24 protein-coding genes are annotated in these 25,387 nt (G+C 63.8%); 9 read left to right on the forward strand and 15 right to left on the reverse strand.

Annotated features, from left to right (window positions below):
- Position 1: 1 nt before the first annotated feature.
- From ACQR3T_RS08045 to ACQR3T_RS08055, 3 genes are read right to left on the reverse strand one after another with little or no spacing between them, the layout of a single operon-like run.
- On the reverse strand, positions 2-715 hold the full coding sequence (locus ACQR3T_RS08045) for a cysteine hydrolase family protein (RefSeq protein ID WP_428692955.1): 714 nt from the start codon (positions 713-715) through the stop codon (positions 2-4).
- A complete protein-coding gene (gene atzF / locus ACQR3T_RS08050) occupies positions 712-2,535 on the reverse strand; it encodes an allophanate hydrolase (RefSeq protein WP_428692956.1) in 1,824 nt (607 codons plus the stop codon). Before atzF ends, ACQR3T_RS08045 begins: the two co-directional genes overlap by 4 nt.
- A 57-nt stretch (positions 2,536-2,592) precedes the next feature.
- Positions 2,593-3,267, reverse strand: a complete 675-nt coding sequence (locus ACQR3T_RS08055) for a GntR family transcriptional regulator (protein WP_032378522.1) — start codon at positions 3,265-3,267, stop codon at positions 2,593-2,595.
- A gap of 97 nt (positions 3,268-3,364) precedes the next feature.
- On the opposite strand from ACQR3T_RS08055, the gene ACQR3T_RS08060 reads away from it, so the two are divergent.
- Complete coding sequence (locus tag ACQR3T_RS08060; protein ID WP_032377966.1) at positions 3,365-3,661, forward strand: DUF503 domain-containing protein; 297 nt, start codon at positions 3,365-3,367, stop codon at positions 3,659-3,661.
- Between the two features lie 15 nt (positions 3,662-3,676).
- On the opposite strand, the gene ACQR3T_RS08065 is transcribed toward ACQR3T_RS08060, so the two are convergent.
- Positions 3,677-4,240 (reverse strand): dihydrofolate reductase family protein, encoded by a 564-nt coding sequence (locus tag ACQR3T_RS08065; protein WP_032377967.1) that lies wholly within the window; start codon positions 4,238-4,240, stop codon positions 3,677-3,679.
- Between the two features lie 79 nt (positions 4,241-4,319).
- Here ACQR3T_RS08065 and ACQR3T_RS08070 point away from each other — a divergent pair, with 79 nt between their 5' ends.
- Genes ACQR3T_RS08070 through ACQR3T_RS08080 form a run of 3 tightly spaced genes read left to right on the forward strand, consistent with a single transcriptional unit; the run spans position 4,320 to position 6,295 of the window.
- Complete coding sequence (locus ACQR3T_RS08070) at positions 4,320-5,480, forward strand: NAD(P)/FAD-dependent oxidoreductase (RefSeq protein WP_428692957.1); 1,161 nt, start codon at positions 4,320-4,322, stop codon at positions 5,478-5,480.
- A 19-nt stretch (positions 5,481-5,499) separates the two neighbouring features.
- Positions 5,500-5,817, forward strand: coding sequence for a hypothetical protein (locus tag ACQR3T_RS08075; RefSeq protein ID WP_428692958.1), 318 nt, complete (start codon positions 5,500-5,502; stop codon positions 5,815-5,817).
- Between the two features lie 58 nt (positions 5,818-5,875).
- Entirely contained in the window at positions 5,876-6,295 is a 420-nt protein-coding gene (locus ACQR3T_RS08080; RefSeq protein ID WP_428692959.1) for a VOC family protein, read from the forward strand.
- 18 nt (positions 6,296-6,313) lie between these two features.
- Here ACQR3T_RS08080 and ACQR3T_RS08085 read toward each other — a convergent pair whose 3' ends face one another.
- The gene (locus ACQR3T_RS08085) at positions 6,314-7,585 is read right to left on the reverse strand and encodes an MFS transporter (protein ID WP_428692960.1); all 1,272 of its coding nucleotides are present in this window, start codon (positions 7,583-7,585) and stop codon (positions 6,314-6,316) included.
- Between the two features lie 13 nt (positions 7,586-7,598).
- Complete coding sequence (locus ACQR3T_RS08090; RefSeq protein WP_428692961.1) at positions 7,599-8,231, reverse strand: GyrI-like domain-containing protein; 633 nt, start codon at positions 8,229-8,231, stop codon at positions 7,599-7,601.
- A gap of 167 nt (positions 8,232-8,398) precedes the next feature.
- Between ACQR3T_RS08090 and ACQR3T_RS08095 the strand changes: the two genes are divergently transcribed.
- Both ACQR3T_RS08095 and ACQR3T_RS08100 read left to right on the forward strand, forming a co-directional pair.
- Entirely contained in the window at positions 8,399-9,592 is a 1,194-nt protein-coding gene (locus tag ACQR3T_RS08095; protein WP_428692962.1) for an MFS transporter, read from the forward strand.
- Between the two features lie 65 nt (positions 9,593-9,657).
- A complete protein-coding gene (locus tag ACQR3T_RS08100) occupies positions 9,658-10,605 on the forward strand; it encodes a LysR family transcriptional regulator (RefSeq protein ID WP_032377970.1) in 948 nt (315 codons plus the stop codon).
- On the opposite strand, the gene ACQR3T_RS08105 is transcribed toward ACQR3T_RS08100, so the two are convergent.
- The 8 genes from ACQR3T_RS08105 to ACQR3T_RS08140 all read right to left on the reverse strand — a co-directional run bounded on the left by ACQR3T_RS08105 (position 10,598) and on the right by ACQR3T_RS08140 (position 18,929).
- Positions 10,598-11,575, reverse strand: coding sequence for a cyclase family protein (locus ACQR3T_RS08105; protein WP_032377971.1), 978 nt, complete (start codon positions 11,573-11,575; stop codon positions 10,598-10,600). The two genes, ACQR3T_RS08100 and ACQR3T_RS08105, sit on opposite strands and share 8 nt — an antisense overlap.
- Entirely contained in the window at positions 11,572-12,297 is a 726-nt protein-coding gene (locus ACQR3T_RS08110; protein WP_094618466.1) for an SDR family NAD(P)-dependent oxidoreductase, read from the reverse strand. The genes ACQR3T_RS08105 and ACQR3T_RS08110 overlap by 4 nt, the downstream gene beginning before the upstream one ends.
- Entirely contained in the window at positions 12,290-13,264 is a 975-nt protein-coding gene (locus ACQR3T_RS08115) for a fumarylacetoacetate hydrolase family protein (RefSeq protein WP_094618467.1), read from the reverse strand. The genes ACQR3T_RS08110 and ACQR3T_RS08115 overlap by 8 nt, the downstream gene beginning before the upstream one ends.
- The gene (locus ACQR3T_RS08120) at positions 13,261-14,199 is read right to left on the reverse strand and encodes a VOC family protein (protein WP_428692963.1); all 939 of its coding nucleotides are present in this window, start codon (positions 14,197-14,199) and stop codon (positions 13,261-13,263) included. The genes ACQR3T_RS08115 and ACQR3T_RS08120 overlap by 4 nt, the downstream gene beginning before the upstream one ends.
- Positions 14,196-15,212 (reverse strand): amidohydrolase family protein, encoded by a 1,017-nt coding sequence (locus ACQR3T_RS08125; protein ID WP_428692964.1) that lies wholly within the window; start codon positions 15,210-15,212, stop codon positions 14,196-14,198. The genes ACQR3T_RS08120 and ACQR3T_RS08125 overlap by 4 nt, the downstream gene beginning before the upstream one ends.
- Positions 15,212-16,336 (reverse strand): FAD-dependent monooxygenase, encoded by a 1,125-nt coding sequence (locus tag ACQR3T_RS08130; RefSeq protein WP_428692965.1) that lies wholly within the window; start codon positions 16,334-16,336, stop codon positions 15,212-15,214. The genes ACQR3T_RS08125 and ACQR3T_RS08130 overlap by 1 nt, the downstream gene beginning before the upstream one ends.
- Positions 16,333-17,319: a fumarylacetoacetate hydrolase family protein gene (locus ACQR3T_RS08135; RefSeq protein WP_428692966.1), complete on the reverse strand. Its 987-nt coding sequence runs from the start codon at positions 17,317-17,319 to the stop codon at positions 16,333-16,335. The genes ACQR3T_RS08130 and ACQR3T_RS08135 overlap by 4 nt, the downstream gene beginning before the upstream one ends.
- Positions 17,320-17,675: 356 nt before the next feature.
- Positions 17,676-18,929: an EAL domain-containing protein gene (locus tag ACQR3T_RS08140; RefSeq protein WP_032377977.1), complete on the reverse strand. Its 1,254-nt coding sequence runs from the start codon at positions 18,927-18,929 to the stop codon at positions 17,676-17,678.
- Positions 18,930-19,085: 156 nt separating this feature from the next.
- Here ACQR3T_RS08140 and ACQR3T_RS08145 point away from each other — a divergent pair, with 156 nt between their 5' ends.
- From ACQR3T_RS08145 to ACQR3T_RS08155, 3 genes are all read left to right on the forward strand, one after another.
- Positions 19,086-20,483 (forward strand): serine/threonine-protein kinase, encoded by a 1,398-nt coding sequence (locus ACQR3T_RS08145; RefSeq protein WP_428692967.1) that lies wholly within the window; start codon positions 19,086-19,088, stop codon positions 20,481-20,483.
- Between the two features lie 28 nt (positions 20,484-20,511).
- The gene (locus ACQR3T_RS08150; RefSeq protein ID WP_428692968.1) at positions 20,512-21,834 is read left to right on the forward strand and encodes a flavin monoamine oxidase family protein; all 1,323 of its coding nucleotides are present in this window, start codon (positions 20,512-20,514) and stop codon (positions 21,832-21,834) included.
- Between the two features lie 222 nt (positions 21,835-22,056).
- Positions 22,057-24,120 carry an AMP-binding protein gene (locus ACQR3T_RS08155; RefSeq protein ID WP_428692969.1) on the forward strand — a complete coding sequence of 688 codons (2,064 nt, stop codon included), beginning with the start codon at positions 22,057-22,059 and terminating at the stop codon, positions 24,118-24,120.
- Positions 24,121-24,821: 701 nt separating this feature from the next.
- On the opposite strand, the gene ACQR3T_RS08160 is transcribed toward ACQR3T_RS08155, so the two are convergent.
- Positions 24,822-25,241: a hypothetical protein gene (locus ACQR3T_RS08160; protein ID WP_428692970.1), complete on the reverse strand. Its 420-nt coding sequence runs from the start codon at positions 25,239-25,241 to the stop codon at positions 24,822-24,824.
- Positions 25,242-25,387 lie beyond the last annotated feature (146 nt).

Below are 25,387 nucleotides of genomic sequence, written 5' to 3' on the forward strand. Positions count from 1 at the left end.
CCTATCGACTCGCCGAGGTGGGGACGAAAGCAGACAACGCAGCCACGACGCCCTCCGACGACGCGGTCCACCCGAAAATTCCACCTTGAGCCGAGATCATCTCGAGGCCCACGCGCTGGAATTCCGGAAAATACGAACCGACGCAGTCCGTCACCACGAGGCACTCGTATCCGCGATCGTTGGCTTCACGCACTGTCGTATGCACGCATACCTCGGTCGTCACGCCCGTGACGAGCAACGTGGTGATTCCGGCGGCGATCAGAATCTCGGCCAGTTCGGTCGCGTAGAACGCCCCCTTTCCAGGCTTGTCGATGACGGTCTCGCCGTCCATCGGTGCCAGTTCGTCGACGATGTCGTGACCGTACTCTCCGCGAATCAGGATGCGGCCGAACGCTCCTGGGTCGCCGATGCGCTGCGACGGGGTGCCGCGACGCAGCTTTGCCGGTGGACAGTCGGACAGATCCGGTAGATGACCCTCTCTGGTGTGAATCACGGGTATCCCGGATTCCCTGGCTGCCGAGATGAGGCCTGCGAGTGGTTCGATGACGCTTCGCAGTAGGCCGACGTCGTTGCCGAGGCTCTCCCCGAACCCTCCGGGCAGCAGAAAATCCCGCTGCATGTCGATCACGAGTAGTGCCGTCCGTGCGGCATCGATCGTGAACTCCGATGGTGATGCAGTCGCAATCGTCGATTCGGGTCTGTGTGTCGAGGTCATGAGATCTCCTGTGCTGCCGTGGAAGTGTCGTGGGCGGAAGTGATCGCCCGGGAATATGCCCGCCAGCCACCGAACTCGCTGATGTCGTCGACGGTGTGACGCTCCGCGCCGGTCTGGACAGTCGCGTCGCAGACGTAGCCGAGAACGTCGGAACCGTCAGCCAGCAGTACTCGTCCCAGAGCGAGCACCGCCGGCAGTCTGCCCGCGAGTACCGCAAGAGAAGTGGCGGGCAGACGCCACCTCTCCACGTCGATTGCGCTGCCGCCGAATGGAACTCGCAGCAAGCCGGGTGTCGGATCGTCGGTTCCGATCCGAAGCAGTGTGTACGTCGGTGCGGTGGTCGTCGCCTCCACCAGGGTTCCGCCGAGTTCGAGCAGCTGCGGATTGGCCCGCTCCCCTGACAGGTGGTGCCCCGCGACGACGATGTCGACAGGCGATTCTTCGGCCGGAGTATGCGCCGAGACGATCCGTCGTTCGCCGATGATCCTGGCCGCGACCGCCAGCACCGTGTCGTCGGCAAGCGCGGGCCCGATCACCATGAGACTGGTCGGTCGACCGTCCACGGTGAGCCCCGCGGGGACTGCCACCGCCGTCAGGTCGAGAAGGTTCCCGAAGTGGGTGTAGTGACCGAGCTTCGTGTTGCACGCAATGGGGTCTGCGAGTACCTCCGGAACGGTGAAGGTGGTGCCGATGGTCGGCACGATCATCACGTCCATCGACGTCCAGAGCTGTGCGACGCGAGCGCGAAGGTCTTGCAACGTCTGCAGTGCACGGAAGGCATCGACTGCGCTGTACTGGCGCCCTCCCAGGAAGATCTCGCGGACGACGGGGACGATGGAATCTGGATTCTCGGTGAGGAATTCATCGAACTCGACCAGTCGCTCGGCAACCCACGGCCCTTGGTACAGCAACGAGCCGGCATCGAGAAACGGCATGAGATCGACCGTTGCCGTGCGCAGTCCGTACGAGGGCAACGATTCCCGCGCAGCCGAATGCGCGTCGGCCATGGCCGGGTCGCCGAAGAAGTCCAGCTGCTGCAGGTCCGGTAGTCCGACGGTGATCTCTCGCCCGTCGTACCTTCCTCCGCGCGGACGTGACCAACCGTCCGCCGGGTCCTCGGCACACATGACGTCGAACACGAGGTCGAGGTCCTCGATCGTGGTAGCCATCAGGGTGATGCAGTCCAGCGACTTGCACGCGGGTACGAGTCCGACGGTACTGATCAGGCCACGTGACGGTTTCCATCCGACGATTCCGTTGAGCGCGGCCGGTACTCGACCGGATCCGGCGGTGTCGGTGGCCACACAGAACGGCACCTGCCCGAGTGCGACGGCCAAGGCCGATCCGGAGCTCGATCCGCCCGAGATCATGTCGATGCCGTACACACTGCGCGGAACGGTGTGTGGTGTTCGAGTGCCGTTCAGACCTGTCGCGAACTGATCGAGACTGGTCTTGCCGACGAAAATGGCTCCGGCGTCGAGCAGTGCCTGAACTGCGGGTGCCGTCGAATCCGGCGTGTAGGCGTAGTCGGGGCAGGCCAGGGTGGTGGGGTATCCGGCCACGTCGATGCTGTCCTTCACTCCGAATGGAATGCCGAACAACGGAAGCAAATGCGGGTCGGGCCGAGCTTCCAGAGCTGCGGCCGCGGCGGAGAGTTCCGCGAGTCCGACGACGGTGATCCATGTGCCGTCATCGCCGCGCGACGCGACGGCGGCCGAGAAAGCTTCGACGACACTCGATGGAGTCTCCGCGCCCGTTCGGTACGCCTCGAGCATCTCTGCAACGGTGGGTCCACACACTGGACCACGGTCTGGTTTCATACCGTCGATTGTCGACAGTTTGCTGTTTCAGCAGGTTGTCGCCATGTTTCGAGTCTGTTAGGAAATTCTCTCGAGGTGGAGGTACGTGAGTTCGCCGTGCTGCTTCAGCGCAGCGAGCGCCACCGACACGTCGTTGGATTCGATCGCATCGAGCAACCACTCGTGACGCCTGATCCCGTCGACCGGATTCGCAACCCGCGCTTCTTCTCTGAGGTTGCGGGCCATCGGTAGTTGCAACTTCAGCAGGATCGGCGCATACGCGACGTCGAGCTGCCGACTGCCCGCCAACCCGACTATGGCTTCGTGAAAGCGACGATGCGCATCGTCCTTCTCCAATGTGTCTCCGCGGGCATCGGCATCGCGCATCTCGTCGAGGGCCGCACGTACCGGAGCGAAAGAATCGAAGGACGAGGACGCAACCGGGAGTGCGCGTCTGAGCGCGTGCTGCTCGAGGACCTGACGCAGCTCGAAAAGTTCGAGAATGTCCTCTGCGGACCACACCGTCACCCGAAACCCGCGGCGAGGAAGATGTTCGACGAGGCCCTGCTGAGCCAACAGCCGCAGCGCCTCCCGCACCGGTGCCCGGCTGATTCCGAGGCGCGAGCACAACGTCTCCTCGACCACCCGAGATCCGGGCTCCAGCTCACCGCTGAGCACCTCGGATCGCACCTGGCGGGTTGCCATTTCGACAAGGCTCGGCGGCAAGGATCCGTGTCCATCCCGCGCAGCCATGAGGCCAGTGTACGAACACGAGCGTCGAATGGTGTGCATCCACGGCCATCGCGGGTCGAGAGCACTCGGGTGCCGCCGGCACTACACTGGCAGGCCTATGTGGATTGGATGGATAGAATTCGACTTCCTTCTCGGCGATGTGCACTCACTCAAAGAGAAACGCTCCGTTGTTCGGCCGGTGATCTCCGAGATGCACCGCAAATTTGCGGTATCGGTCGCAGAGACCGACCATCGTGAACTTCATCGGCGAGCAGGTATCGGCGCTTCGGTCGTGGCCGGCGACCTCGATCACGTCACCGATGTTCTCGACCGGCTCGAGCGCGTTGCAGCGTCCCGGCCCGAGCTCCAACTCGTATCGGTTCGCCGGCGCACCATCCGAAGCGACGACGTCTGAGCCCTGCCCGACGGACTAACGGCGAACGTCGAAAACTTGCTTCTGGATTCCGTTTCCGTACACCTCGTGTTCTACCAATTCGAGATGCGTGGTGTCCTTGTCCGCCGCACTGAACAGCCGCTTTCCTGCACCGAGCAGGAGCGGGAACACCAGTAGGTGGTACCGATCGACCAGACCGGCATCGGCAAGACTCCGGCCCAATGTGGCGCTACCGTGCACGGAGATGGGCCCACCGTCGGTGTTCCTGAGCTCCGCGACATCGTCGACACTGCGCAAAATGGTTGCGGGCCAACGTGAATCATCCTGCTCCAGCGTGGTCGACACCACATATCTGGGCATGGCATTGTATTCGGCGAAATCGTCCATCGTCGGCCAAATCGGTGCGAAGGCCTCGTACGAGGTGCGGCCGAGTAGCAGCGCCGACGCTTCGCTCTGCTCACGGCCCTTGATTTCGTAAGCCGCCGGGTCGAACTCGATGTCCTGGAACGTCCACCCGGAGTTGCGGTAGCCCGCTTCGCCACCGGGTCCTTCCATCACGCCGTCGAGCGAAACGAACGCGGTCACGATCAGAGTGCGCATTGGCGGTCCTCACAGTCAAGGGTGTCGGGTGCCGGAATCGTAAACCATGCAGTGCCGGTCGACGGATACCATCGTCGGCATGATCGGCACCGTCCCCATCGACATGTCCCGTCCGGCGTGGGACGACGATTCCGCGGTGTCCGGTTGGCGGGGCTTGCCCACGTTGGACGGCGACTGCTCTGCTGACGTCTGCGTCGTCGGTCTCGGCGGTTCGGGCCTGGCCGCTGTCGCTGACCTGCTCGGCCGCGGCCTCGACGTCGTCGGGATCGATGCAGGGCGAGTCGCAGCCGGTGCTGCGGGTCGAAACGGCGGCTTTCTGCTGGGCGGCCCCGCAACGTTTCTGCACACCGCACTGTCGATGTGGGGGCCGTGCGCCGTCGATCTCTATCGTGCGACCCTCGCCGAGATCGATTCGTTGGAAGCGCTGCTCGGATCGTCCGTTATCCGGCGCACCGGGTCCATCAGGCTTGCGGGCGTCCCGGATACGCAGGCCGACCCCGCCGATGCGCGGGACTGCGCGGAATTGGTGAAGTGCCTGCGCGAGAACAATATTGCCGTCGAAGAGTATTCGGGCGAGCTGGGAGACGGCGTCTTTTTGCCCGACGATGCGGTGATGAATCCTGCCCGTCGCGCACTCGGAATGGCGGCAGCGCTTGCCGGTCGCGCCAGGCTCCACGAGTACACACCCGCTGTCGGCATCGAGCCCGGAGCAGTGACGACGCCGACCGGGGTGATCCGCTGCGATCTGATACTGGTCGCAGTGGACGGTCGCCTCGAACGCGTACTCCCCCAGCTCGACGGTCGAGTTCGGACGGCCCGCCTCCAGATGCTCGCCACCGCTCCTGTCACGGCGGGTCGGTTGCCGTGTCCCGTGTACGGACGGTGGGGGTACGACTACGCACAGCAGGACGCCTCGGGACGCCTGTACGTCGGGGGTGGCCGCGACTTTTTCGTCGAGGAAGAGTGGACCTTCTCCAGCGAACCGACGGCCCGAGTGCAGAACTACCTCGACTCGCTCGCCGAGTTGTTTGCCGGCGAACATGTCTCCGTGAACGCACGGTGGGCAGCGTCGGTGGGGTTCACCGCGGACGGGCGGCCGTTGTGTGGTTACGTCGATGACGGAGTGATCGCGTTCGGTGGCTACAACGGAACCGGCAATCTCGTCGGGTCGGTGACCGCTCGCGCTGCCGTGGCCCTCGGACTGGACGCGATCGAAGTTCCGCAGTACCTGAGCAGCTGACCCGTGGCAGGGTGGACTCATGGCTGACGAACCGGAACACACCGAAGACGGTCACTACATCGTGATCAAGGGCCGACGTTGGCGCGCAACGGATCCCGACATACCCGAGGATCGGAACGCAGAACTGCGGTCGATCCTCATGGCATGGCGCAGGGAGGTCAAACGCACGTCGGGTGCCCCGGAATCTCGCGCAGGTGTACAGGCGACCAAGGTCGCTCTCGGCGAACGGGGAACACCGTGGTGGGAGCAGTCCGACGACGAACGACGGGCCAGATGGGAGTCCGCAGTACCGACGCCGGAAGACACCGATACCTCTTCCGGTGACTTTTCGTCGTAACGCCGGTCTACCGTTTCGACGGATGCCGTCGGTGTACATCAGCGAAAAGGAGCCAGCCATGTCCATTCTCAATCCGTATCTTTCGTTTCGAGACAACGCCCGCGAGGCCATGGAGTTCTACCGGTCCGTCTTCGGGGGTGAGCTCACTGCCACCACGCTCGGCGAGGCCCACGCCAGCGAGGATCCCGCCGATGAGAACAAGATCATGCACGGCCAGTTGACCACTCCCAACGGATTCACCCTGATGGGCGCCGACACGCCGTCCTCGATGGAACACACTCCCGGTAGCGCAATGAGCGTCTCGCTCAGCGGCGACGACGAGGACGAATTGACGGGCTACTGGAACAAGCTGGCCGTCGATGCGCAATTCACCATGGGCCTCGACAAGGCTCCGTGGGGCGATACGTTCGGCATGCTGACCGACAAGTTCGGTGTGCAGTGGATGGTGAACATCGCGGGATCCACACCCGGTAGCTGAGCGCCGGTTCAATCGTCCCTAGCCGGCGAAGGTCTTCGGAGGGACAACCTGCCGGAGACCTTCGGGGCCCCAGCCACGGTCGAGTGCGACAAGCAATGCTGCACAGCCGATACCGGACAACACCAGGGCAGAACCGAACATCGCTGTGTAGCCGAACAGGTCTCCCACCACACCGGCTGCGATTCCTGCCGCTCCTTGCGCGAAGACGACCGCACAGGCCATCAACGTGTAATCGCTTCCTGCGAAACGCTTCTCCGATGCGTCCATCATGAGAGCGAACACCGCGACCGTGGCCGCCCCACCGAGCACGTGCTCGGTGATGTTCGCCGTGATCAGCAGTGGAAATCCGCCGATGCCGAGGGAGGCGATGACGTACAACGCAAGGCTCATGGTCTGGCTCACTCCGCCTATCAGCAACGCCCGGCGACGTCCGTGCCGGAAGGTCATCCACGCCCCGAGGGCCGCACCCCCGAGCGCTGCCACCGAGGAGAGGCCACCCTCGACCAGCGCGATCTGCGGCAGGGACAATCCACTGTCCGACAGGAACGGGCCCACCAGTGCCGATCCCATCGAGTTTCCGAATTTGAACCCGATGATCAGCAGTATGAACGCCACCATGCCGGGCCTGCGGAGCCTGGACCACCAGGCAACAGCAAGCCGAACCGGCGATTCCGATTCGGTGTGCCGATCGGAGGCGGCATCCGCCGCGTCGAGTTGCCTGCGCATCCACCACACCGGGACAGTCGTCAATGCGATGAGCAATGCCATCGCGACGAACAGCACCCGCCACCCGGCAAAGGTGAACAGCCACAACAGCAGTCCACCGCCGCACACCATTCCGATTCGGTAGGCACCGACTTGGAGGCCGTTGCCCAGCCCTCGCTGCGCCGCGGTCAGCGTTCTGACCGCGATGCCGTCGGTCGCGATGTCCTGTGTGGCAGAGAGAGCATTCATGACGAAGATGCCGACGAACAACCAACGCAACGTCGACGACAGGTCGAGGAGCGACAACGCCAGAGCCACCACCGCAGCCGCACACTGCAGAGACAGCAGCCACCGCCGTCTGGATCCGTAGCGATCGACGTACGGCGCCCAGAGAAATTTCAGCGCCCAGGGCAGAAACAGCACACCGGTGGCACTGATCTTCACCAACGAGAATCCCGACTCCCGCAGCACAACCGGGAGTGCCTGGGTGAAGAATCCGAACGGCAGTCCCTGCGCAAAGTAGAGAGCCCCGAGCAAGGTGAGGGTTCCGGCCGTGAACGAAGCCGGACGCACCGCATTGGTCATGTCGGCCATCGTGTCAGAGCGTCGTCGACCCCGCTGAACGCACAACCGGTTGACGGAGAACAGTCCGGAGTTTCGCGGGCTCGACCCGGCGCGGATCGCTCAGGTAGATCTCGTGGTGTCGGCCGGTCATCGTCAGTCCGGCATCGGGGATGTACCGATCGTGAAGTTCGGCCAGCACCGGCGTCTCCTCGTCGTATGACCCGATGTGCAGCGTCTGCACGCAGAGTCCCTCGTTCAGGGTCTCCAACCGAACTCTGGTCGACGCCTCGGACGTGCCTTTCGCGCCGGCGGACGCCACCGCCGCCTCGAACATCGTTCGATCGATCCAGTCGGGCACCATGATCATGACGGTCCAGTTCCACTCGGCCTTGTTGCGGGCAGTGGTGAACGCGACCATGTTCTCGGCCCACCACAGCGCCTCGAGCGGCGGGACGACGTAGTCGCGGGCGAGGTTGTTCTTACTGGCGAACTTCAGTGCGTACGCCACCGGGTAGAGCGCCCCGATTGCTTCGGCGTACTCCGGAGCGGTGTTCGGATCGCCGTGTCCGTCGATCATCAGGTAGGTCAGCGGCGGAACGACGAGGATACGAAAGGTGTTGTGTCGCGCCGAATATGCGTCGAGGGTTTTCTTGAAATCGACCTTCATCGCTCGCCTCCCTCGATCGAGTTCTCGCTCACACTCGTCCAGTCCGATCGGCCCCATAGATTCGATTGATACCCACCGTCAGCGATCACTACTTCCCTGATCGCCCGGTGCGTCCGAGACTGTGATTCGACCGTGATGCGCCTCACTCTATTTCCTGGAGATCGTCGATGACACACCTTGGATCCGGACTCGAATCCACCGAGAGGCAGGCCGGCCGCAGCCACGGGCTGTTTCTCGTATCGATGAGCTGCCTACCCGTTCTCGGGGCTGTTCTGCTCGCGCCGCTGCAACCGCAGATGCTCGAGCACTTCTCCGAGACCGCTGGCGTGAATGCGCTCGTGCCACTCACGATTACCGCTCCAGCGCTGATGATCGGTCTTCTCGCGTTTACGGCGGGACGAATCGCGGACAGCCTCGGCCGCATACGATTACTCACCGTTGCCCTCGTCCTGTATTCCGTGTGCGGCATCGCCCCACTTCTGCTCGATTCCCTGCTTCTCATCGTCCTCTCCCGTCTCGGGGTGGGAATTGCGGAAGCCGGGATCATGACGTGCTGCACCACCCTGATCGCCGACTACTTCACGGGGAAACAGCGGGCCCGGTACTTCGGACTGCAGATTGCGTTCACCTCGTTGTCGGCAGTCGTCTTCATCGCACTCGGTGGGATGTTGGCGCAGGACACGTGGCGGACACCGTTCTGGCTCTACTCGGTGGGCGTCGTCTTCGCCGCCATCGTGCCGTTCGCGCTGTGGCAACCCAACGCAGATACGGAGGCCTGCACGGTGCACGGCCTCGCATGGCGTCCCCTCGCCTTGCCACTGACCGTCACCCTGTTCGGTGGGGCCGTCTTCTACACACCGATCGTCCAGATACCGCTCAAACTCGACGACGTCGGTATCGACAACCCGGGGACGATCGGGGCGATCAGCGCCATCGTCGCGGTAGCGACCGCGGCGGCTGCCTTCGTGTTCGGACGGATCTCCGACCGTGGCACGAAAGTACTGCTGCCCATAGCATTCGGGGTCGCCGGTGTTGGACTGGTTGTCGTGGGGCTTGCCCCGAGTGCAGCGATGGTTGCCGCCGGAGGAATCGTTGCCTCCGGCGGATCGGGAATGCTGCTGCCGACCCTGCTGATGTGGGTAATCGGTGGGCTGGAGTTCGCGCAACGAGCTCGCGGTACGGGAGCGTTCACCGCTTCGATCTTCCTGGGGCAATTCCTCAGCCCGCTCGTGGTTCTGGCCTTTGCGCTCGCATTGGGCGGATTGACCGCAGCCCTTTCAGCTTTGGGAGTTCTGGCTGTGCTCACTGCGCTCCTCCTCCGCAGTTCGCAGTTCGTACGGAAACCGTCGCTACAACCGTGACATCCGCTGCGCCCCAGATACCGAACCCGCTGCTTCACGCAGTCGAGCAGAGATAGGCTTGCACCATGCGGGAAGTGCACAGTGTCGCCAATTTGGATCTCAATCTTCTCGTCTCACTCGATGCGCTGCTTCAGCATCGCAGCGTGACGAAGGCAGCGAACCAACTGGGCTTGAGCCAGCCTGCGCTGTCGGCCTCACTCGGCCGGCTGCGCAGGCATTTCGACGACAACCTGCTCTACCGCGTGGGCAACGAGTATCACCTGAGTCCCTTGGCTGCCGAGCTACGGCAACGTGTGCGCCTCGCCCTCGACGGCGTCGAACGCGTCTTCTCCGCACAGCCTGATTTCGACCCGGCGGAGAGTACTCGCGAATTCAGTATTCTGGTGAGCGACTACGGGATCGGAGTTCTGGGCGACACACTGGCAGGTCTGTTTACCGAGGCCGCGCCGCGAGCGCGTTTGCGATTCGGCCCTACCAGTCCGGACCTGGTTGCCCGCGCCGAGCATTCCTTACTCGGATCCGACCTCATGCTGGTTCCGCATGGATTTGTCACCGATCTCCCCCACCGCGATCTGTACCGGGATCGGTGGGTGATGGTGCTCTCGTCCGACAACGACGACGTGGGCGAATCGATGACGACGGACGATCTGAGAACATCGCCCTGGGTCGTGGTCTATCACGGTCAAACCGCATCGACGCCTGCTGCGCGCCAGTTGCGCATGCTCGGGATCGAGCCGACCGTGCAGGTGATCACCGAAAGCTTCCTCACAGTGCCCCAACTCGTCGTCGGCAGCAAGCGAATCGCGCTACTGCAGGAGCGCTTGGTTCACTTGCTGCCGTTGAACATCGGTCTCCGGACCGTCGCATGCCCCGTCGACGTCGGGGAACTGGTGGAGGCCATGTGGTGGCATCCGGTCTACGAGCGAGATCCCGAACACCTGTTTCTCCGCGATCTGGTCACCCGAGCAGCCTCGATGGCTACCGACGAGCCCAACGCCCCCTGGCCTACTTGACGGCTATCGGATTCACCGGAGCCCCCACCGCACCCGTCACCGGAATCGGTGCGGCCGTAAGGAAGAAGTCGTAAGTACCGTCCCCCGCACAGTGCTCCGCCAGGGCATCGAGGTCCCACATCTCGCCCAGGAACAAGCCGATGTTGGGGATCGCCACCTGGTGCAGCGGCTGGAACGCCACGTCGAACTCGTTCGGCCGAACCTCGAACCCCCAAGTATCGGTTGCGATTCCGGCGATCTCGCTGTCATGCAACCAGTCTGCGGTCGTGAACGACAAACCCGGTGCCGGACCGCCCGCGTACTCACCCCAACCGCAGCGGCGCGCGCGGGTGAGCTGCCCGGTACGGACCAACACCAGATCTCCCCGCCGGACCGTCGACGATGGTCCTTGCACTTCGATGGTGGAATGCAGATGCGCTGTGGTGATCGCGAACCCGTCGGGTAGTTCCCCGCTTTCACCACAGTGCCGACCCACATCGAGCAGGACTCCGCGTCCGACGATACCGTTGGCTACGGTTTCGATTCCGGTCACTGCATCGCCGAGCGAGGTGACGACCTTGTCGGCGTCGCGTCCGTTCCACGCCTTGCCGTGATCGAAGATGTGCCCCAGCCCGTCCCATTGCGTCGAGCACTGCAGGGGCATCGACACGACGTCGTCCGCTCCCCCGAGTCCGTGCGGGAAGCCCTGAATTCCGCTGACGGCGTCGGTACCGGTGTCGAGCATCGTATGGACCGGATTGGTTCGCCGCCGCCAGCCGCGCTGAGGGCCGTCCATGTCGAAGCTCTGAGACAGCGAGAACGACACGCCGGAGCGGACGAGACTCGCTGCATCGCTGCGTATCTCGTCGGTGAGGAAGTTCATGGTTCCCAGGACGTCGGTCTCACCCCATCTGCCCCAGTTCGAGTTTCGCGTAGCCGCGGCGGCGATCTCACCTTCGGGATCGGTTCGATCGAGCGAGACATCGCTCATGTCGATTCCTTTCGATTCTCGGCGCGGAGCGCGTCCGCGATGGATTTGACGCCGCCGTGCGAACTCGCTCCGCCGTCGACGGGGATTTCCGCACCCGTGACGAACGACGATTCGTCTCCGAGCAGGAACACAGCGACTCGCGCGACTTCCGTGGGTTCGCCTGCTCGACCCAGCGGTGTCTCCGCAATCGATGCCTCGCGAAAGACCCCGGGAGCCGAGCGGGTCATCGCGGTATCGATGAATCCCGGATGCACGATGTTCACTCGCACACCTCGTGATCCCCATTCGAGGGAGGCAGCCTTGGTCAATCCACGCAAGGCCCATTTGGCTGCGGTGTAGGCGACCGGGTAGTGCGCGGTCAGTGCCGCAAGCGATCCCACGTTCACGATCGAACTGCCCGAGGGCATTCGAGCCCCGACGGCCTGGACAGCCAGCAGGGTTCCGATCACGTTCACCGAGTAGATCCTCGCCATGTCGTCGGGCCGCACGTGCGCGAGTCGGGATCGCCACGTGATGCCCGCGCAGTTCACCAGCCCGTGTACGGGGCCGTCGATCGAGTCCATCAGCGCGGCCCAATCCTGCTCGCTCGTCACGTCGAATCCGCTTACGTGGTCCACCCCGACGACCGTCGCGCCGTGGTCCCGCGCGCACGCGGCCACCGCATGTCCGATGCCTCCATCGGCACCGGTGACCACGACCACCCGTCCCGTCAGATCAGACATGACTCGTCCGTGCTCGATTCTGCTCACGATCGGGACGCCTCGCCGGCGGCACGCGCGGCGTCGATCGCGGTCTGCCGACGATGTTCGTGATCGATCCGATTCCGTCGACCGTCATCGTCACCACGTCCCCGAAGGCCAGGGGCTCGGGACTCTGCTCTCCCCTGCGACCCCACAGTTCGGCCAGACACCCACCGTTGCCGACTGTTCCACTGCCCAGCACGTCCCCCGGATGTACCCAGGAGTCACGTGAGGCGTAGGCCAGCATGGAATCGAAGGTCCACCCCATGTTCGCGAGCGAATCACGTCCGATTTCCTCACCGTTGACCTCCACCGAGCAGCCGACCTCGAAGAATCCGTCCTCAATGCGATATGCGTCGAACTCGTCGGCCGTGACGATCCAGGGGCCGAGCGTGTTGGCGAAATCCTTGCCCTTCGCGGGCCCCAGGCTCACCTGCATCTCGCGTCGCTGAATGTCGCGAGCCGACCAGTCGTTGAGGATCGTGTATCCGAAGATGTGCCCACCGGCATCGTCCACGGACACGCTGGAGCCCGATTTGCCCACCACCGCAGCGACTTCCAGCTCGAAGTCTAGATCGACACATGCTTCCGGCGGACAAACGGTATCGCCGGTCCCGTGCACCGTGTACGGGTTGGTGAAGTAGAACCGAGGTGCCTCGTACCACGCGTCGACCACACCGGCCTGACCGTCGACGCTGCGGCGCACTCCTTCGACGTGTTCCTCGAACGTCACGAAGTCTCGAATGGTGGACGGCTGCAACGGTGCAAGGAGGCGAACATCCGCTATCGGAACCCCGTGCGCTCCGACCGCCCGCGCTCCTGCCTCGAGCGCCGCGGGCAGTCCTGTCGCGAGCATCTCGGCCATGGTGCAGTCCAACGAGTGGACCATGCCGTCGGCGACGACGCCGGCCGTCGCCTCGCCGCCGTGAACGTACGTTGCGAGGATCATGCCGGCGGCGCCACGAACAGACCCTTGTCCGGATCGTTGAAGGATCGGGTGGCAACGAATTCGTTCATCGCATTCGCGGTGCCCCACTGGTCGGAGACCTCCGGCAGCGAGAAGTCGAGTAGATGGGGATGCCATGTGTCCTCGTCGAGAGTCTCGAGTTCTGTCGTGTACTCCATGGTGTTTCCGTTGGGATCGAGAAAGTAGGAGAAGGTGTTGTTTCCGGCCTGGTGACGGCCGGGGCCCCAGATCTTCTCCACCCCCGCCCTCAGCATCCGGCCGGTGCCGCGCATGTATTCGTCGAGCCCACGAAGCTCGAAGGACGCGTGGTGCAGTGAAACGTGCGGTCCGCGGGCGACGGCCATGCTGTGGTGCTGCGCGTTGGTGCGCAGGAACCACATCATGTTGCCCATCCGTGGATGCATCAGGGTGTCGGAAAGCTTGAAGCCGAACCACCTGTCGTAGAACTCCACGGTTTTCTCGGGGTCGGGCGAGTTCAGAACCACATGCGAGAGTTTAACCGGAATGGATTCGCCCTCTTCGACTTTGCGATGTCGGCGCACGGCCACGTCGGACGACACCTCGATCGTCCTACCGTCGATGTCGAAGAATCGGAACCCGTATCCGCCGCCCATGGTCTGCAGGGTGTTCGGCTCGTTCACCAACTGCACTCCTCCCACCGCGAGGCGCTCCGCCAAGGCGTCCACCGCTGCGGCGTCCGACATCCCGTAGGACACCAGGTCGAGTCGCTTGTCGGAATCCTTGCGGATCCGAACCACGTACTGCTCGGGTGAACCTTCGGCGGCGAGATACGTGATGTCGCCGTCGGTTCCGACCGCGGTCAGCCCCCACTGACGAGTGTAGAAGTCGTGCTGCTTGTCGAAGTCCGGTACTGCGAGATCCACATGACGGAGGTGCGTGAAGGCGTATTCGTTCATGAGTTCACTCCTGTTGATGCAGGCGACAATCCGAGGCGATCGGCGTTGCCGCTGAGAATGGATCGGGCGACGTCGGCCGAGAGATCGGCCGCGCGTAGCTCGGCAACCGGGTTTTCGTTGCCCATGTCGAACGGGTAGTCCGAGCCCAGAACCACGGACTGTGGCCCCACGGCATCGATCAGCGCACGCAACGCACCGGGACCGTGGACGAGGCTGTCGAACGCGATGCGCCCGAGATAGTCACTCGGCGGGAGCACACAGCGCCGAGCCTCGGGTCGGACCCGCCACGCATGGTCGGATCTGCCCAGGTACGCGGGAAGGTATCCACCGCCATGCGCGGCAACGACTTTCAGGTCCGGGTGGCGATCGAGTACACCGGAGAAGATCAGATGGGACAGGGCGACCGCGTTCTCCACCGGTTGCCCCACTGTGTTGGACAGGTAGTACTTGTCCAGGCGCTCGTCCAGCGAACATCCGAAAGGGTGCAGAAAGACCACTGCACCGAGGTACGCGGCTCGGCTCCAGAACGGCTCGAGACGTTCGTCCGACAGCTCCACACCCGGTGCGAACGAGGATATTTCCACACCGGCCAGACCACAGGTGAGCACAGCATCGTCGAGCGCATCGACGGCTGTATCCGGATGTTGCAGCGCGATCAGTCCCAGACCGGTCAATCGGCTGGGCTCCTCCGCGACGAGTGCGGCGATTCCACGATTCGCACTCGCCGTCACCACTTCGGCCAGTTCTCGATCGGCCCAGTAGTGATACTGAGAGGGCGAGGGAGACACCACCTGCACGTCGATTTCTGCGGCATCCATGTCCGCGAGCCGACGATCGATCGTAGTGAGCTGCGGAATCTTCGACGCCACCATCCGGCCCGAAACCTGCTGCGACTCGGCACCGTTGCGCAGCGCATCGAGTGCGCGGTGCGCAACCAGGCCAGGGTGGCCTGCAACCACGGCCTCGACCTCGGGAACGATGGTATGTGCGTGGACGTCGATGATCGGATGCATCAGGGCACCTCGGTGACGAGTGCGGACACGCGCCCCATCACAGCGGGTACGTCTGTGTGAGGATCGGACTCGAGCATCCAGGTACAGATCTGTCGTGATGCCTCCACCACCTGTTTCGCACGGGGTAGTCTGCGCGCGACGAAGGCATCGAGAACCGCGTCGTCGACGGCGTCGGCGGCGAGCACCATCTCGGCGAGCACCAGTGCGTCCTCGAGCGCTTGCGCCCCGCCCTGAGCGACGGTGGGTGGACAGCAATGTGCCGCATCGCCGATCAGCACGACGCGGCCTCGATGCCACCGTCCCTCGAGGACGTGGCTCTCGAACCAGGTGTAGTTGATCTTCGTCGAATCGCGCAGTTGCTCTCGGATCTCGTCCCAGGGCCCGTGATACTGCGCGGCCAGGTTCTGCATCACCGCGAGGCGTTCCTCTGCCGTCGAATGCGTGTGGTCCTGCGCGGCCTCGACGATGTAGGCGTACAGCGAGTCCTCACCGGTCGGGCAGTAGCCGGCAATGAAAGCTGCTCCGCCGTAATAGAGCTCGGTGCGCACGACACTTGCCGGACGTGGTCCGACCAGACGCCAGATGCCCATTCCGGTGCGCTCGGTCTCGAGTTCGATCCCGAGTGTGCGGCGCGTCCACGACCGCACTCCGTCCGCGCCGATCACCAGGTCGTAATGGCTTTCGGTGCCATCCGAGAATGTAACCGATGTACCGGTCTCGCTGTGCGCCAATCCATTGGCGACAGTGTCGAATCGAATCTTGGCTCCCACGCGTTCGGCAGCCTCGTGCAGTATCCCGGCGAGAACGGGTCGTTCCATACCCATTCCGGCCGGAAGATCCGGCCCACCGGTGCGGGCGTCGTCCATCTCGACGATGACAGTGCCGTCGGCGTCGGGGGCGCGGATCCCGATGGTGTCGAATCCGTAGCCGCAGGCCCGAACGTCGTCCCACACCTCGAGCGCTCGCAGTGCGCGCAACGCGTTGCCCTGCAACGTGATCCCGGATCCGCTCGCGCTCGACCGTGGCGCGGCCTCGACGACGTCCACGGACGCTCCGCCTCGAGCCAGTGCGATGCTCACTGCCGACCCTGCAATTCCGGCTCCGATGACCAAGACCGATGTCATGACGCGCTTCCCACGACCGGTGTCTGCTGGTAGCCGAGACCGGTGATGGTGGAGGTCATCACGTCGCCGTCGCGCAGCAACCGACCCCAGTGCATTCCGTTGCCGGCCGGACTGCCCGTCAGAACGAGGTCGCCGGGCAGCAGTCGTACCGTCTGTGAGACGGCAGAGACAAGTGCGGCCACGTCGAAGAGCATGTCCGCGGTGGATTCGTCCTGCATTGTCGTGCCGTCGAGTTCGAGGGTCAGCCGCATCTGCGCGACGTCGCCCGCGTCGTCCTTCGGCACGATCCACGGACCGAGGGGCAGGAAGCCCGGTGCGTTCTTCGCCCGTAGCCAGTCGGTGCCGATCTCGGGCATATCGCGCCGGAACACCAACTCACGCGTGGTCAGGTCGTTTCCGATCGTATAGCCGGCGACCACGTCGAGAGCCTCGGACCGATGCAAGCGGTAACCCGAACGTCCTACGACGGCAACGAGTTCGAGCTCCCAGTCGTTCTTGGACGTGCCGGGAGGCAGAACGACCTCGTCGTACGGCCCGGTGATCGCCGAGGGCAACCCGACGAAGAAATACGGTTCGCCCTCCGCCGCACGCTTGTCCATCATGGCCGCGGTCTCGGCGCGAACCTCGTCCTCGGTCCTGCCGTCGGCAGTGTCGGCGTGCTTGACCGCGAGATCGATGACGTGAGTGCGGTAGTTGGCTCCGGCTTGCAGAATCTGGCGGGGTTCGACCGGCGCGTGCACCGTGGCATCGGAGGCGTCGGTCCATTGTCCGTCTGCATCGTCGAAGGAACGCAGGACCGGCAGTACCCGATCCCAGACGTCGAGCAGATCACGGGTCGTGATGGGTGCCGAAAGGCCGAGCCGATCTGCCACCGAGTCGAGATCCAGCAGCCGACCGCTCTTCAGTAGAACGGCGTGCGGCTTGCCGCCCGTTGCAGCGGTCCCAACCGCGAAGATGGGGAGAGAAATCGTTGAAATGTCCACGAAGGCCGACTTTCGTTGTGGCGTGTATGTGACTACCACCACTGTCGATCACTATGGAACATCAGTCAAAGAGATATAGCTGATAGCCGAAATCGGCGAGACTGATACCTTGGCCAGTCTCGTCGATTCGATTCGGTTCGGTTCGGTTCGAGCCGTCACACAGTGGAGATCGGATCGAACGCGTTGTTGATCGCAGTCTCGATGGAGCTGAGTGTCGCCTCCATCCGCGGCCAGAAAGTCGCTGCCGAGGGGGTGAGAGCTCACACCTACGAGTGCACAGCACGGGGAGCGCAATCGAAGCCGCTTACCTTTTTCTAGTTGATGTTTACCTGAATTCGACCGAAGGGATCAGGCAATCATGGCGTGAGCCGAGCAGGAATTCGCCTGAGGAGCACTGTGGCCGCGTCGAGTACGACGTCGCGGTCGTAGGTCAAGCGGTAGTCGTAGAGCGTCGCGCCATCGTCCGTGACACCACATTCGACAGCGATCAATGCCGCGCTCGACATCGGTGCCACGATCACTGTCGAGCGCTCCAGCGCCAACGGCTCGTTCTCCCTCACCGGCACCGACCGAAAGCGGTGCTGCATCAACGCTGGATCGGAGCCGAAAACTGTCACGAGAGCGGTGCGCGCAGCCAGCTCGTCGAGGACGGCGGCACGTACGGGCGTCAGCCGGTTCGACACGTTCACTGTTGTCAACACGACCGTCGACGGTCCGGTGCCGAACGCACTGTTCAGCAGGCTGTTCTCGATGGCCTCGAGAAACGTTGTCTCGGCATGCCTGCGGGCACCGAGATGGTGGGTGAGACCGAAGGGTGTTACCGCGACCGGAGCGCGGACGGTGACAGTCGCATCGAGCTCGAGCGATCCAGCGTGGTGGGAAACGTCGTCGAAGTCCGGTAGTGGCCCCGGAGCGCCGTAGAGAAAACCTTGCCCCAGAACGGCACCCATGTCGCGTGCGCAGCTTTCGTGTGTGTCGGTTTCGATTCCCTCGGCCAACACGAGGGCACCGGTTCGCTCGGCCTCGGCGGCGACGGCAGCGACTATGGCAGCGGTCTGGTCGGTCGAACGCTCTTGCACGAGGGCCATATCGAGCTTGATCACGTCGGGGCGCAACAACGGGATCAACGCCAGGCTGGACGAGTCTGCACCCACGTCGTCGATTGCGACCCGCCAACCCAAATTTCGGGCGTGCTCGGCCGCCCTCAGCAGACCGGCCGGATCGCCCATCAGGTCTCGTTCGGTGATTTCGACGGTGATCGACAGCCGCGCTGCCTCGGCGATCAGCGGCAGGAGGTCTCCGGGTGGCGGACTGTCGAGTGCGGTGGGTTCGGCGTTGACGAACAGCGCCAGCTCATCGGGATAACCGGCCTCGACGGCACCGTGCAGGGCGCTCGCTCTGCACCGCCAGTCGAAGTCGGCGGTCACACGCTGCTCCCGTGCAACGCGCAGCAGCTCCGGCGGAGCAATGGACGGACCGTCGCCCCTGGTCCGCACGAGGGCCTCGTACCCCACCACGGCGCGGTCGTCCAAAGACACTATCGGCTGGTAAGCCGACGTGATGTCGATCGACATCGGCGATATCTGCGCATTCGTCGATTGGGGACGCATGGGTAGGACCTTCCTCGACGCCTGCTCGGTCTGTCCCCCACCCGGTGAATCATCATGCCCGACGGAACCGCAGTGTCGAGAACGGACTGCACTCCGAACGACGATCGGTTGGCTATAAGGTGCTCGGAGTAGTCGACGAACGGCGGGTGAATCACGATGGAGGAGGATGCCCGTTTCCGCGCTGCTCAGGATCGTCTGTTCGCGGATCGTTATCGACTGGGCGCAGTGCTGGGGCGCGGCGCGATGGCCGACGTGGTGCACGCAGAAGACCAGGTCCTCGGCAGGTCCGTGGCAGTGAAGATATTCCGCCACGGCGAGCCGGTGGACACGGTTCGACGGATCGACGCGGAGATTCGAACCTTGGCGTCGCTGTCGCATCCGGGCCTGGTCACGTTGTACGACGCAGGGACTGCGCCGGACGCCACAGGAATTCCGTCGCCCTATCTGGTGATGGAATTGATCGACGGACCGACGCTGAACAGCTTTCGCCAGAACAGGGCGATGCACGCCGTCCACGTCGCGCGCATCGGAAGCGAGCTGGCGGAGGCGCTCGCGTACATCCACGACCGGGGTGTGGTGCACCGAGACATCAAACCAGCCAACATCCTGATCGCGCACGTCCCGGACTCAGGGGCGGGGCAGTGCGCGAAACTGGCCGATTTCGGCATCGCCCGCATCGTCGACTCCGATCGACTCACAGAGCACGGCACCACAGTGGGCACCGCGCACTATCTCAGCCCGGAACAGGCGACCGGTACGTCTGCGGGACCGCCGACCGATATCTACACGCTCGGCCTCGTTCTCATCGAGTGCCTCACCGGCACAATGGTATTCGAGGGCAGCGCGGTGGCCGCCGCGGTAGCGCGACTGCACCGCGATCCCGCCGTTCCCCAGGAGCTCGGGCCGGAGTGGCACTCGCTGCTGACGGCCATGACGTCTCGGCAGCCGGAGGACCGCCCGGACGCAGCTGCGGTCGCGCACCGACTGCGCAGGATCCTCCGAAGTGCAACCCCGCTCCCCCCGACTGCCGTGATACCTGTCGAGCGCACACACGTGGTTGCGGCTGCTGACCCGGTCGGCACCGCACACCGTCCTCCGCGTCGACGGTGGATGGTTCCTGGGGCGGCGGCCGCGCTCGTCCTTGCGCTCGGAGCGGGCATCATCTGGATCGCGTCCAGCGCGAGCGACGACCCGGGTCAGGTGCCTGCTACACCGGCGACACCGATACCGAACGAGTCGACGATCGCGGTGCCCACGACGCAGTTGCCGCAGCCTTCGGCAACCATCTTCTCGAACCCGACCGACGCCGAAATGACACCGTCGTCGAATCCGGTGCTGGTCCAACCCGCCGCACCAGCCGCACCACAGCAGAACGAAGGCCCCGGCACCAACAACGGCAACGGCAACGGCAACGGCAACGGCAACTCGGGCCCCGGCAACGGAGGCCCCGGCAACTCCGGCAACGGCAATTCAGGCCCCGGAAACAGCAGTTCGGGTCCGGGAAACCCCGGCAACGGCAATTCAGGTCCGGGCAATCCCGGTCGAGGAAACTGAGCAGGCCCACCACGTGATCGGAGCAGCTATGACCCATTTCGACACGATCGTGGTGGGAGCGGGAATCTCCGGTGCAACCGTAGCCAGGATTCTGCACGGTGAGGGTCGGCGAGTAGTGGTTCTCGAGGCTCGCGATCGCGTGGGCGGTCGTGTGTGGACGGTGCGCGGCGACGGCAACCCCTTCGACGTCGGTGCGTCCTGGATTCACGGGATCGACGACAACCCCCTCGCCGACGCCGTGCGAGCTTTCGGTATGCAGACAGTCGAGTTCACCGTGGGTAGCTATCAACCCGATGGCCGACCCATTGCGTACTACTCCCCTACCGGTGTCAGGTTGAGCGAGTCCGCCGCCGCACGATTCGCCGCCGACGTTCACGACTTCGACGGTCTGTTCGCCAGGACCGTTGACCAGGCCTCTCCACGGACATCGTTCGGTGATGCGGTGGAAGCGACTCTGACTCGACTCAATTGGGACATCGACCGCCTGGACCGAGTGCGCGAATTTCTCGGCCATCGAGCCGAGGAACAGCTGGGGGTAGCCCAGGGGGATCTCGACGCACACGGTTTGGACGACGACGCCATCGACGGCGACGAAGTCGTGTTTCCCGACGGCTACGACGAACTCGCCGTCTGTCTCACCGAGGGATTGGACGTCCGACTCGAACATCAGGTCACGCAGGTCCGCTGGGGCGACGAGGGAGTGGTCGTGACAACCGCAGCAGGCTCGTTCTCGGCTGATCGCGCCGTGGTGACAGTGCCGATCGGGGTACTGAAGTCGCCGAATTTTACCGTCGAACCTCCGCTACCAGAACCAGTTTCGGGTGCTCTCGACCGGCTCGACATGAACGCCTTCGAGAAAGTGTTCCTCCGGTTCCCGGTCAAGTTCTGGGACGAGAACGTCTACGCAATACGGCAGCAGGGCGAAGCCGGGCGCTGGTGGCACTCGTGGTACGACGTGACCCAGCCGAATGGCAGACCCACGCTGTTGACGTTCGCAGCAGGGCCCTGTGCACAGCAGACCCGACACTGGTCGGACGAACGTATCGGGGACTCGATCATCCGCACGTTGCGTGGCATCTACGGCGACCGCGTCGTCCCGCCGGACAGTGTGTATGTCACTCGGTGGCAGGACGATCCGTTCTCGTACGGTTCGTACTCCTACATGACGGTCGGTTCCCGGACTCGCGATCACGACGATCTCGCCACGCCGATCGGAGGTGTGCTGCATCTCGCGGGTGAGGCCACCTGGACCGACGACCCGGCAACGGTCACCGCAGCAATGAAGTCGGGCCATCGCGCCGCAGAACGAATCCTGGGCCGTACCGTTCCGTTCAGCGACGTCTGGACCTAGTCGGACGCGTCAGAAGTCTCGCAACGATCGGGCGCTCAGGGTTCGCACCGAGTTGTCGGCTGTCGAGAACCGAGTTCGGCCGATTCCACCCCCGAAACCGTGCACCGGGATTACCATAGCGATTTCATCCAGGCGGATGACCCGTTCCAAGCGCTCGCCGCCATCCCCTGGTCGGTGCTGATGCGGCGTTGTCGTCCGCCTCGGCGGGTACAGGGGTGGGGAATGGTTTCGGACGTCATCGACTGCAAGGTTGTGTTCGCACACGACCTCGAGCAGGTGTGCGAGGTCTTGAGCGCGGTCGAGTTGTTCCCACGCTACTTCGCCGGTCTCGAATACTGCACGTTGCGTGACACCGCCACCGGGTATCGATGCGGCGTCGGCGGCGTCGAGCACAACCTCGAGCTCGTGGTGAACCGGCGTAATCAACCGATCATCACGATCGAGCACACCGAGTCCGGCGGCTTCATCAGATTCACCCTGACGAGACGATCGGCCGGCGAGACCAAGATCGACGTGACCGTGTTCAGGGCAGGTCTCGGCGGGGCGTATGCACCCCAGCCCGAACACAACCGCGCTGTCGTAGATTGGGTCGTGGGGGGTCTTCGCAGACTGGAGAATTCTCTTTCCGGTACCCCGACGTCGATAGTGTCGAACAGTGGAGACTCGCGGTCGCTACAACTGGCGATTCTGAAGACGATGGTCGCGACCGGTGTCGTTCGTGCTGCGCGCCCCGACCGCGCGTACAGACAGTTGAACTCCCTGTCGAAGTGGGGCTTCACTCTGGGTGGCGGATTCGCGGCAGCGGCAGCGAAGTCACCCGATGAGATCGCCGTGATCGACGACCGTGGAACCCGCACGTTCTCGGAGATCCACCACCGGTCGCATCGCATCGCTGCAGGTCTCGCAGCATCCGACATTCGCCCGGGAAGCACCGTCGGGATACTGGCCCGAAACCACTCGGCGATGATCGAATGCACCGTCGCGTGCGGCATGCTCGGCGTCGAGGTAGTGCTACTCAACACCGGCCTCGCGGCCCGTCAGATCGAGGCGATCGCCGCCCGCCACCAGCTTCGGATGTTGTTCTTGGACGACGAATTCGACACGATGATTCGGTACCTCCCGGAGGACGTCACCCGAGTCAGCCTCTCCGCGCACACCGCCGTTCCGCGTCGACGTACCTTGGAGCACTTCGTCGCATCGCCGTCCGCCACGTTCGTCAGACCCGATCGCCCCGGATCGGTCGTCGTCCTGACATCGGGGACCAGCGGGTCGCCGAAGGGCGCACTCCGTCCCACACCACGGGGCTTCGGCACCATCGCGGCCATGCTGTCGCGAATGCCTCTCCGGATGAACGAGCGGATGCTCATCGCGGCCCCGATGTTTCACAGCTGGGGGTTGGCTGCACTGCAGATCAGCACGCCCCTGCGCGCAACGGTAGTTCTCCAGGATCGGTTCGATCCAGAAGACTGTCTGCGCGCAATCGAGACGCACCGCTGCACCTCTTTGATAGCCGTGCCGATCATGCTTCAGCGCATCCTCGATCTGCCGGAGGCGGTGCGATCTCGGTACGACACCTCCAGTCTCCGAGTCGTGGCCTGCAGCGGGTCTGCCCTGACCGGATCGACCGTCAGCCGATTCATGGACGTCTTCGGTGATGTTCTCTACAACTTCTACGGCTCCACCGAGGTCTCGTGGGCCACGATCGCTACCCCCGACGACCTGCGAGCTTCCCCAGGCACCGCGGGACGGCCACCGCTCGGTACGACGATCGCGGTGCTCGATGCGGAGGGTGCGACCCTACCCGTGGGAAGCCTCGGCCGAATCTTCGTAGGGAACGACATGCTGTTCGACGGCTACACCAACGCCGAACCTCCGCCCACCGCATCTGCACGTGGAGCCGCGTTGATGGACACCGGAGATCTCGGGTACATCGACTGCAACGGGCGGTTGTTCGTGTGCGGCAGGGACGACGAGATGATCATTTCCGGTGGCGAGAACGTATTCCCGGGACCGGTCGAGGATGCAATCGCCAATCTCCCCCAGGTCGGCGAGGTCGCAGTTGTCGGTGTGCCCGACAGCGAGTACGGACAACGTCTTGCAGCGTTCGTCGTCGGACGCGGCGCCGCAGGTCTCGATGCAGACATGGTGCGTGCCTACATTCGAAACCGGCTGAGCCGCTTCTGCGTTCCGCGGGACATCACGTTCCTCGACGAACTCCCCCGCACCGCGACCGGCAAGGTCATCAAGAGAATGCTGATCGAACCCCCGACTGCCGCCGGAATGTGAACCCTGTGGGCCTACGACCGACCGGATTCGCCTCCTGACAATCGTCGAAACAACATTCCTCGCCGCCGCCGAACATCGGTAGTCGGTCGTTCTCCTCGGCACTTCGGTACTATCTCAGTTGTTTGACTATTCAAAATCTGAGACTGTTTGCCGGAGTCAGCAATGACGTGAGCTCTCCGAGCAGCCGATACGGGAGGGCGCGAATCGAAATGCGACAGCAATCCGAAGAGCCTCACGGAAAGAAATCCACCCAGAAACGCCCCGAACATTCGTCCTTTCTCCAGCTGTTCCTCGAAGCCACTCGCGAGGAACAACCACCCGGTAAATACGCGTCCCCGCACGACGACGGATCGACTGGTCGTCGCTGATCGGATCGGCCGCGTTCTCGAGCTCGACAGATCCATAGGCGTTCGACAGCGACGCGACGATGTCCGACGGTAGGGAGTACGGACGAACAGGGAGGGCCGCTGTGGACACTGCGTTGGTGGTCGCCGCCGTCGTCGCGGTTCTTGTTGTCTTCGTCGCGATCGCGCGCTTACTTCGCGCCAGGATGCGAAGCGGAACTTTTCACGGAATCGAAAGCTCGGTCGGCGGTTCGGCGTTCATGGGAGCTACACGCAAGCCGGGGATTGTCCCACCCGATCGTGGCGACCCACCTACGGACACAGGTCGACCCGACGCGTCGCGGGAATAGGTCACCCCTACGGAACGGACACCGTCGCCAGGCCCGGAGTGACGATGCCGCCGTTCGAGACAATCGTGATCACAACCTGACCGGGACCGGTCGCCAGGGTCGCTTCAGGAACGAAGCCCTGCAGGCCCGCCGAGGTCACGGCGGTGCCGACCGCCCCGCTCGACAGGTTGACCCAGTACACCTGGGACGAGATGAGGCAGCCCCACCCGCGTTCTTTGCCACCGGTGATTCTGATCGTGCCGGCCTGCTCTCCGACGACAGCGATACATCGAACCGAGGGCGCATCGAAACTTCCGTTGGGATTTCCGAACGGCGCAGGGTTGATCTGAAAGGGTACTGCTGTTGCCGCGGACGCAGTACCCACCGTCACCAGAGCCGACCCGAGGACAACGGATGCGAAAAATACAAGTGCACGAACATGTTTCATGTAGGCAGCCTCCAAAGGTTCGGTAAGCGAGCGTGTTCGATACTCCACCCCCTTCATCGCTGGAACAAGGGTCGCGGCCGAATCGAGACCTCGCCCATCTGCGCCTGACATGATCTGACGACACCACGGCAGACGAAAGGCAGCAG

Source organism: Rhodococcus sp. IEGM1428, from assembly GCF_050321865.1.
Classification (GTDB): Bacteria; Actinomycetota; Actinomycetes; order Mycobacteriales; family Mycobacteriaceae; genus Rhodococcoides.

Coding starts and splice junctions, on each gene's coding strand:
- ACQR3T_RS08095 (WP_428692962.1), top strand. CDS start 8,399: ATGACACACCTTGGATCCGGACTCGAATCCACCGAGAGGCAGGCCGGC.
- ACQR3T_RS08090 (WP_428692961.1), bottom strand. CDS start 8,231: ATGAAGGTCGATTTCAAGAAAACCCTCGACGCATATTCGGCGCGACAC.
- ACQR3T_RS08160 (WP_428692970.1), bottom strand. CDS start 25,241: ATGAAACATGTTCGTGCACTTGTATTTTTCGCATCCGTTGTCCTCGGG.
- ACQR3T_RS08155 (WP_428692969.1), top strand. CDS start 22,057: ATGGTTTCGGACGTCATCGACTGCAAGGTTGTGTTCGCACACGACCTC.
- ACQR3T_RS08065 (WP_032377967.1), bottom strand. CDS start 4,240: ATGCGCACTCTGATCGTGACCGCGTTCGTTTCGCTCGACGGCGTGATG.
- ACQR3T_RS08110 (WP_094618466.1), bottom strand. CDS start 12,297: ATGTCTGATCTGACGGGACGGGTGGTCGTGGTCACCGGTGCCGATGGA.
- ACQR3T_RS08080 (WP_428692959.1), top strand. CDS start 5,876: ATGTCCATTCTCAATCCGTATCTTTCGTTTCGAGACAACGCCCGCGAG.
- ACQR3T_RS08085 (WP_428692960.1), bottom strand. CDS start 7,585: ATGACCAATGCGGTGCGTCCGGCTTCGTTCACGGCCGGAACCCTCACC.
- ACQR3T_RS08070 (WP_428692957.1), top strand. CDS start 4,320: ATGATCGGCACCGTCCCCATCGACATGTCCCGTCCGGCGTGGGACGAC.
- ACQR3T_RS08055 (WP_032378522.1), bottom strand. CDS start 3,267: ATGGCTGCGCGGGATGGACACGGATCCTTGCCGCCGAGCCTTGTCGAA.
- ACQR3T_RS08115 (WP_094618467.1), bottom strand. CDS start 13,264: ATGATCCTCGCAACGTACGTTCACGGCGGCGAGGCGACGGCCGGCGTC.
- ACQR3T_RS08100 (WP_032377970.1), top strand. CDS start 9,658: ATGCGGGAAGTGCACAGTGTCGCCAATTTGGATCTCAATCTTCTCGTC.
- ACQR3T_RS08140 (WP_032377977.1), bottom strand. CDS start 18,929: ATGCGTCCCCAATCGACGAATGCGCAGATATCGCCGATGTCGATCGAC.
- ACQR3T_RS08045 (WP_428692955.1), bottom strand. CDS start 715: ATGACCTCGACACACAGACCCGAATCGACGATTGCGACTGCATCACCA.
- ACQR3T_RS08125 (WP_428692964.1), bottom strand. CDS start 15,212: ATGCATCCGATCATCGACGTCCACGCACATACCATCGTTCCCGAGGTC.
- atzF (WP_428692956.1), bottom strand. CDS start 2,535: ATGAAACCAGACCGTGGTCCAGTGTGTGGACCCACCGTTGCAGAGATG.
- ACQR3T_RS08145 (WP_428692967.1), top strand. CDS start 19,086: ATGGAGGAGGATGCCCGTTTCCGCGCTGCTCAGGATCGTCTGTTCGCG.
- ACQR3T_RS08075 (WP_428692958.1), top strand. CDS start 5,500: ATGGCTGACGAACCGGAACACACCGAAGACGGTCACTACATCGTGATC.
- ACQR3T_RS08130 (WP_428692965.1), bottom strand. CDS start 16,336: ATGACATCGGTCTTGGTCATCGGAGCCGGAATTGCAGGGTCGGCAGTG.
- ACQR3T_RS08120 (WP_428692963.1), bottom strand. CDS start 14,199: ATGAACGAATACGCCTTCACGCACCTCCGTCATGTGGATCTCGCAGTA.
- ACQR3T_RS08150 (WP_428692968.1), top strand. CDS start 20,512: ATGACCCATTTCGACACGATCGTGGTGGGAGCGGGAATCTCCGGTGCA.
- ACQR3T_RS08060 (WP_032377966.1), top strand. CDS start 3,365: ATGTGGATTGGATGGATAGAATTCGACTTCCTTCTCGGCGATGTGCAC.
- ACQR3T_RS08105 (WP_032377971.1), bottom strand. CDS start 11,575: ATGAGCGATGTCTCGCTCGATCGAACCGATCCCGAAGGTGAGATCGCC.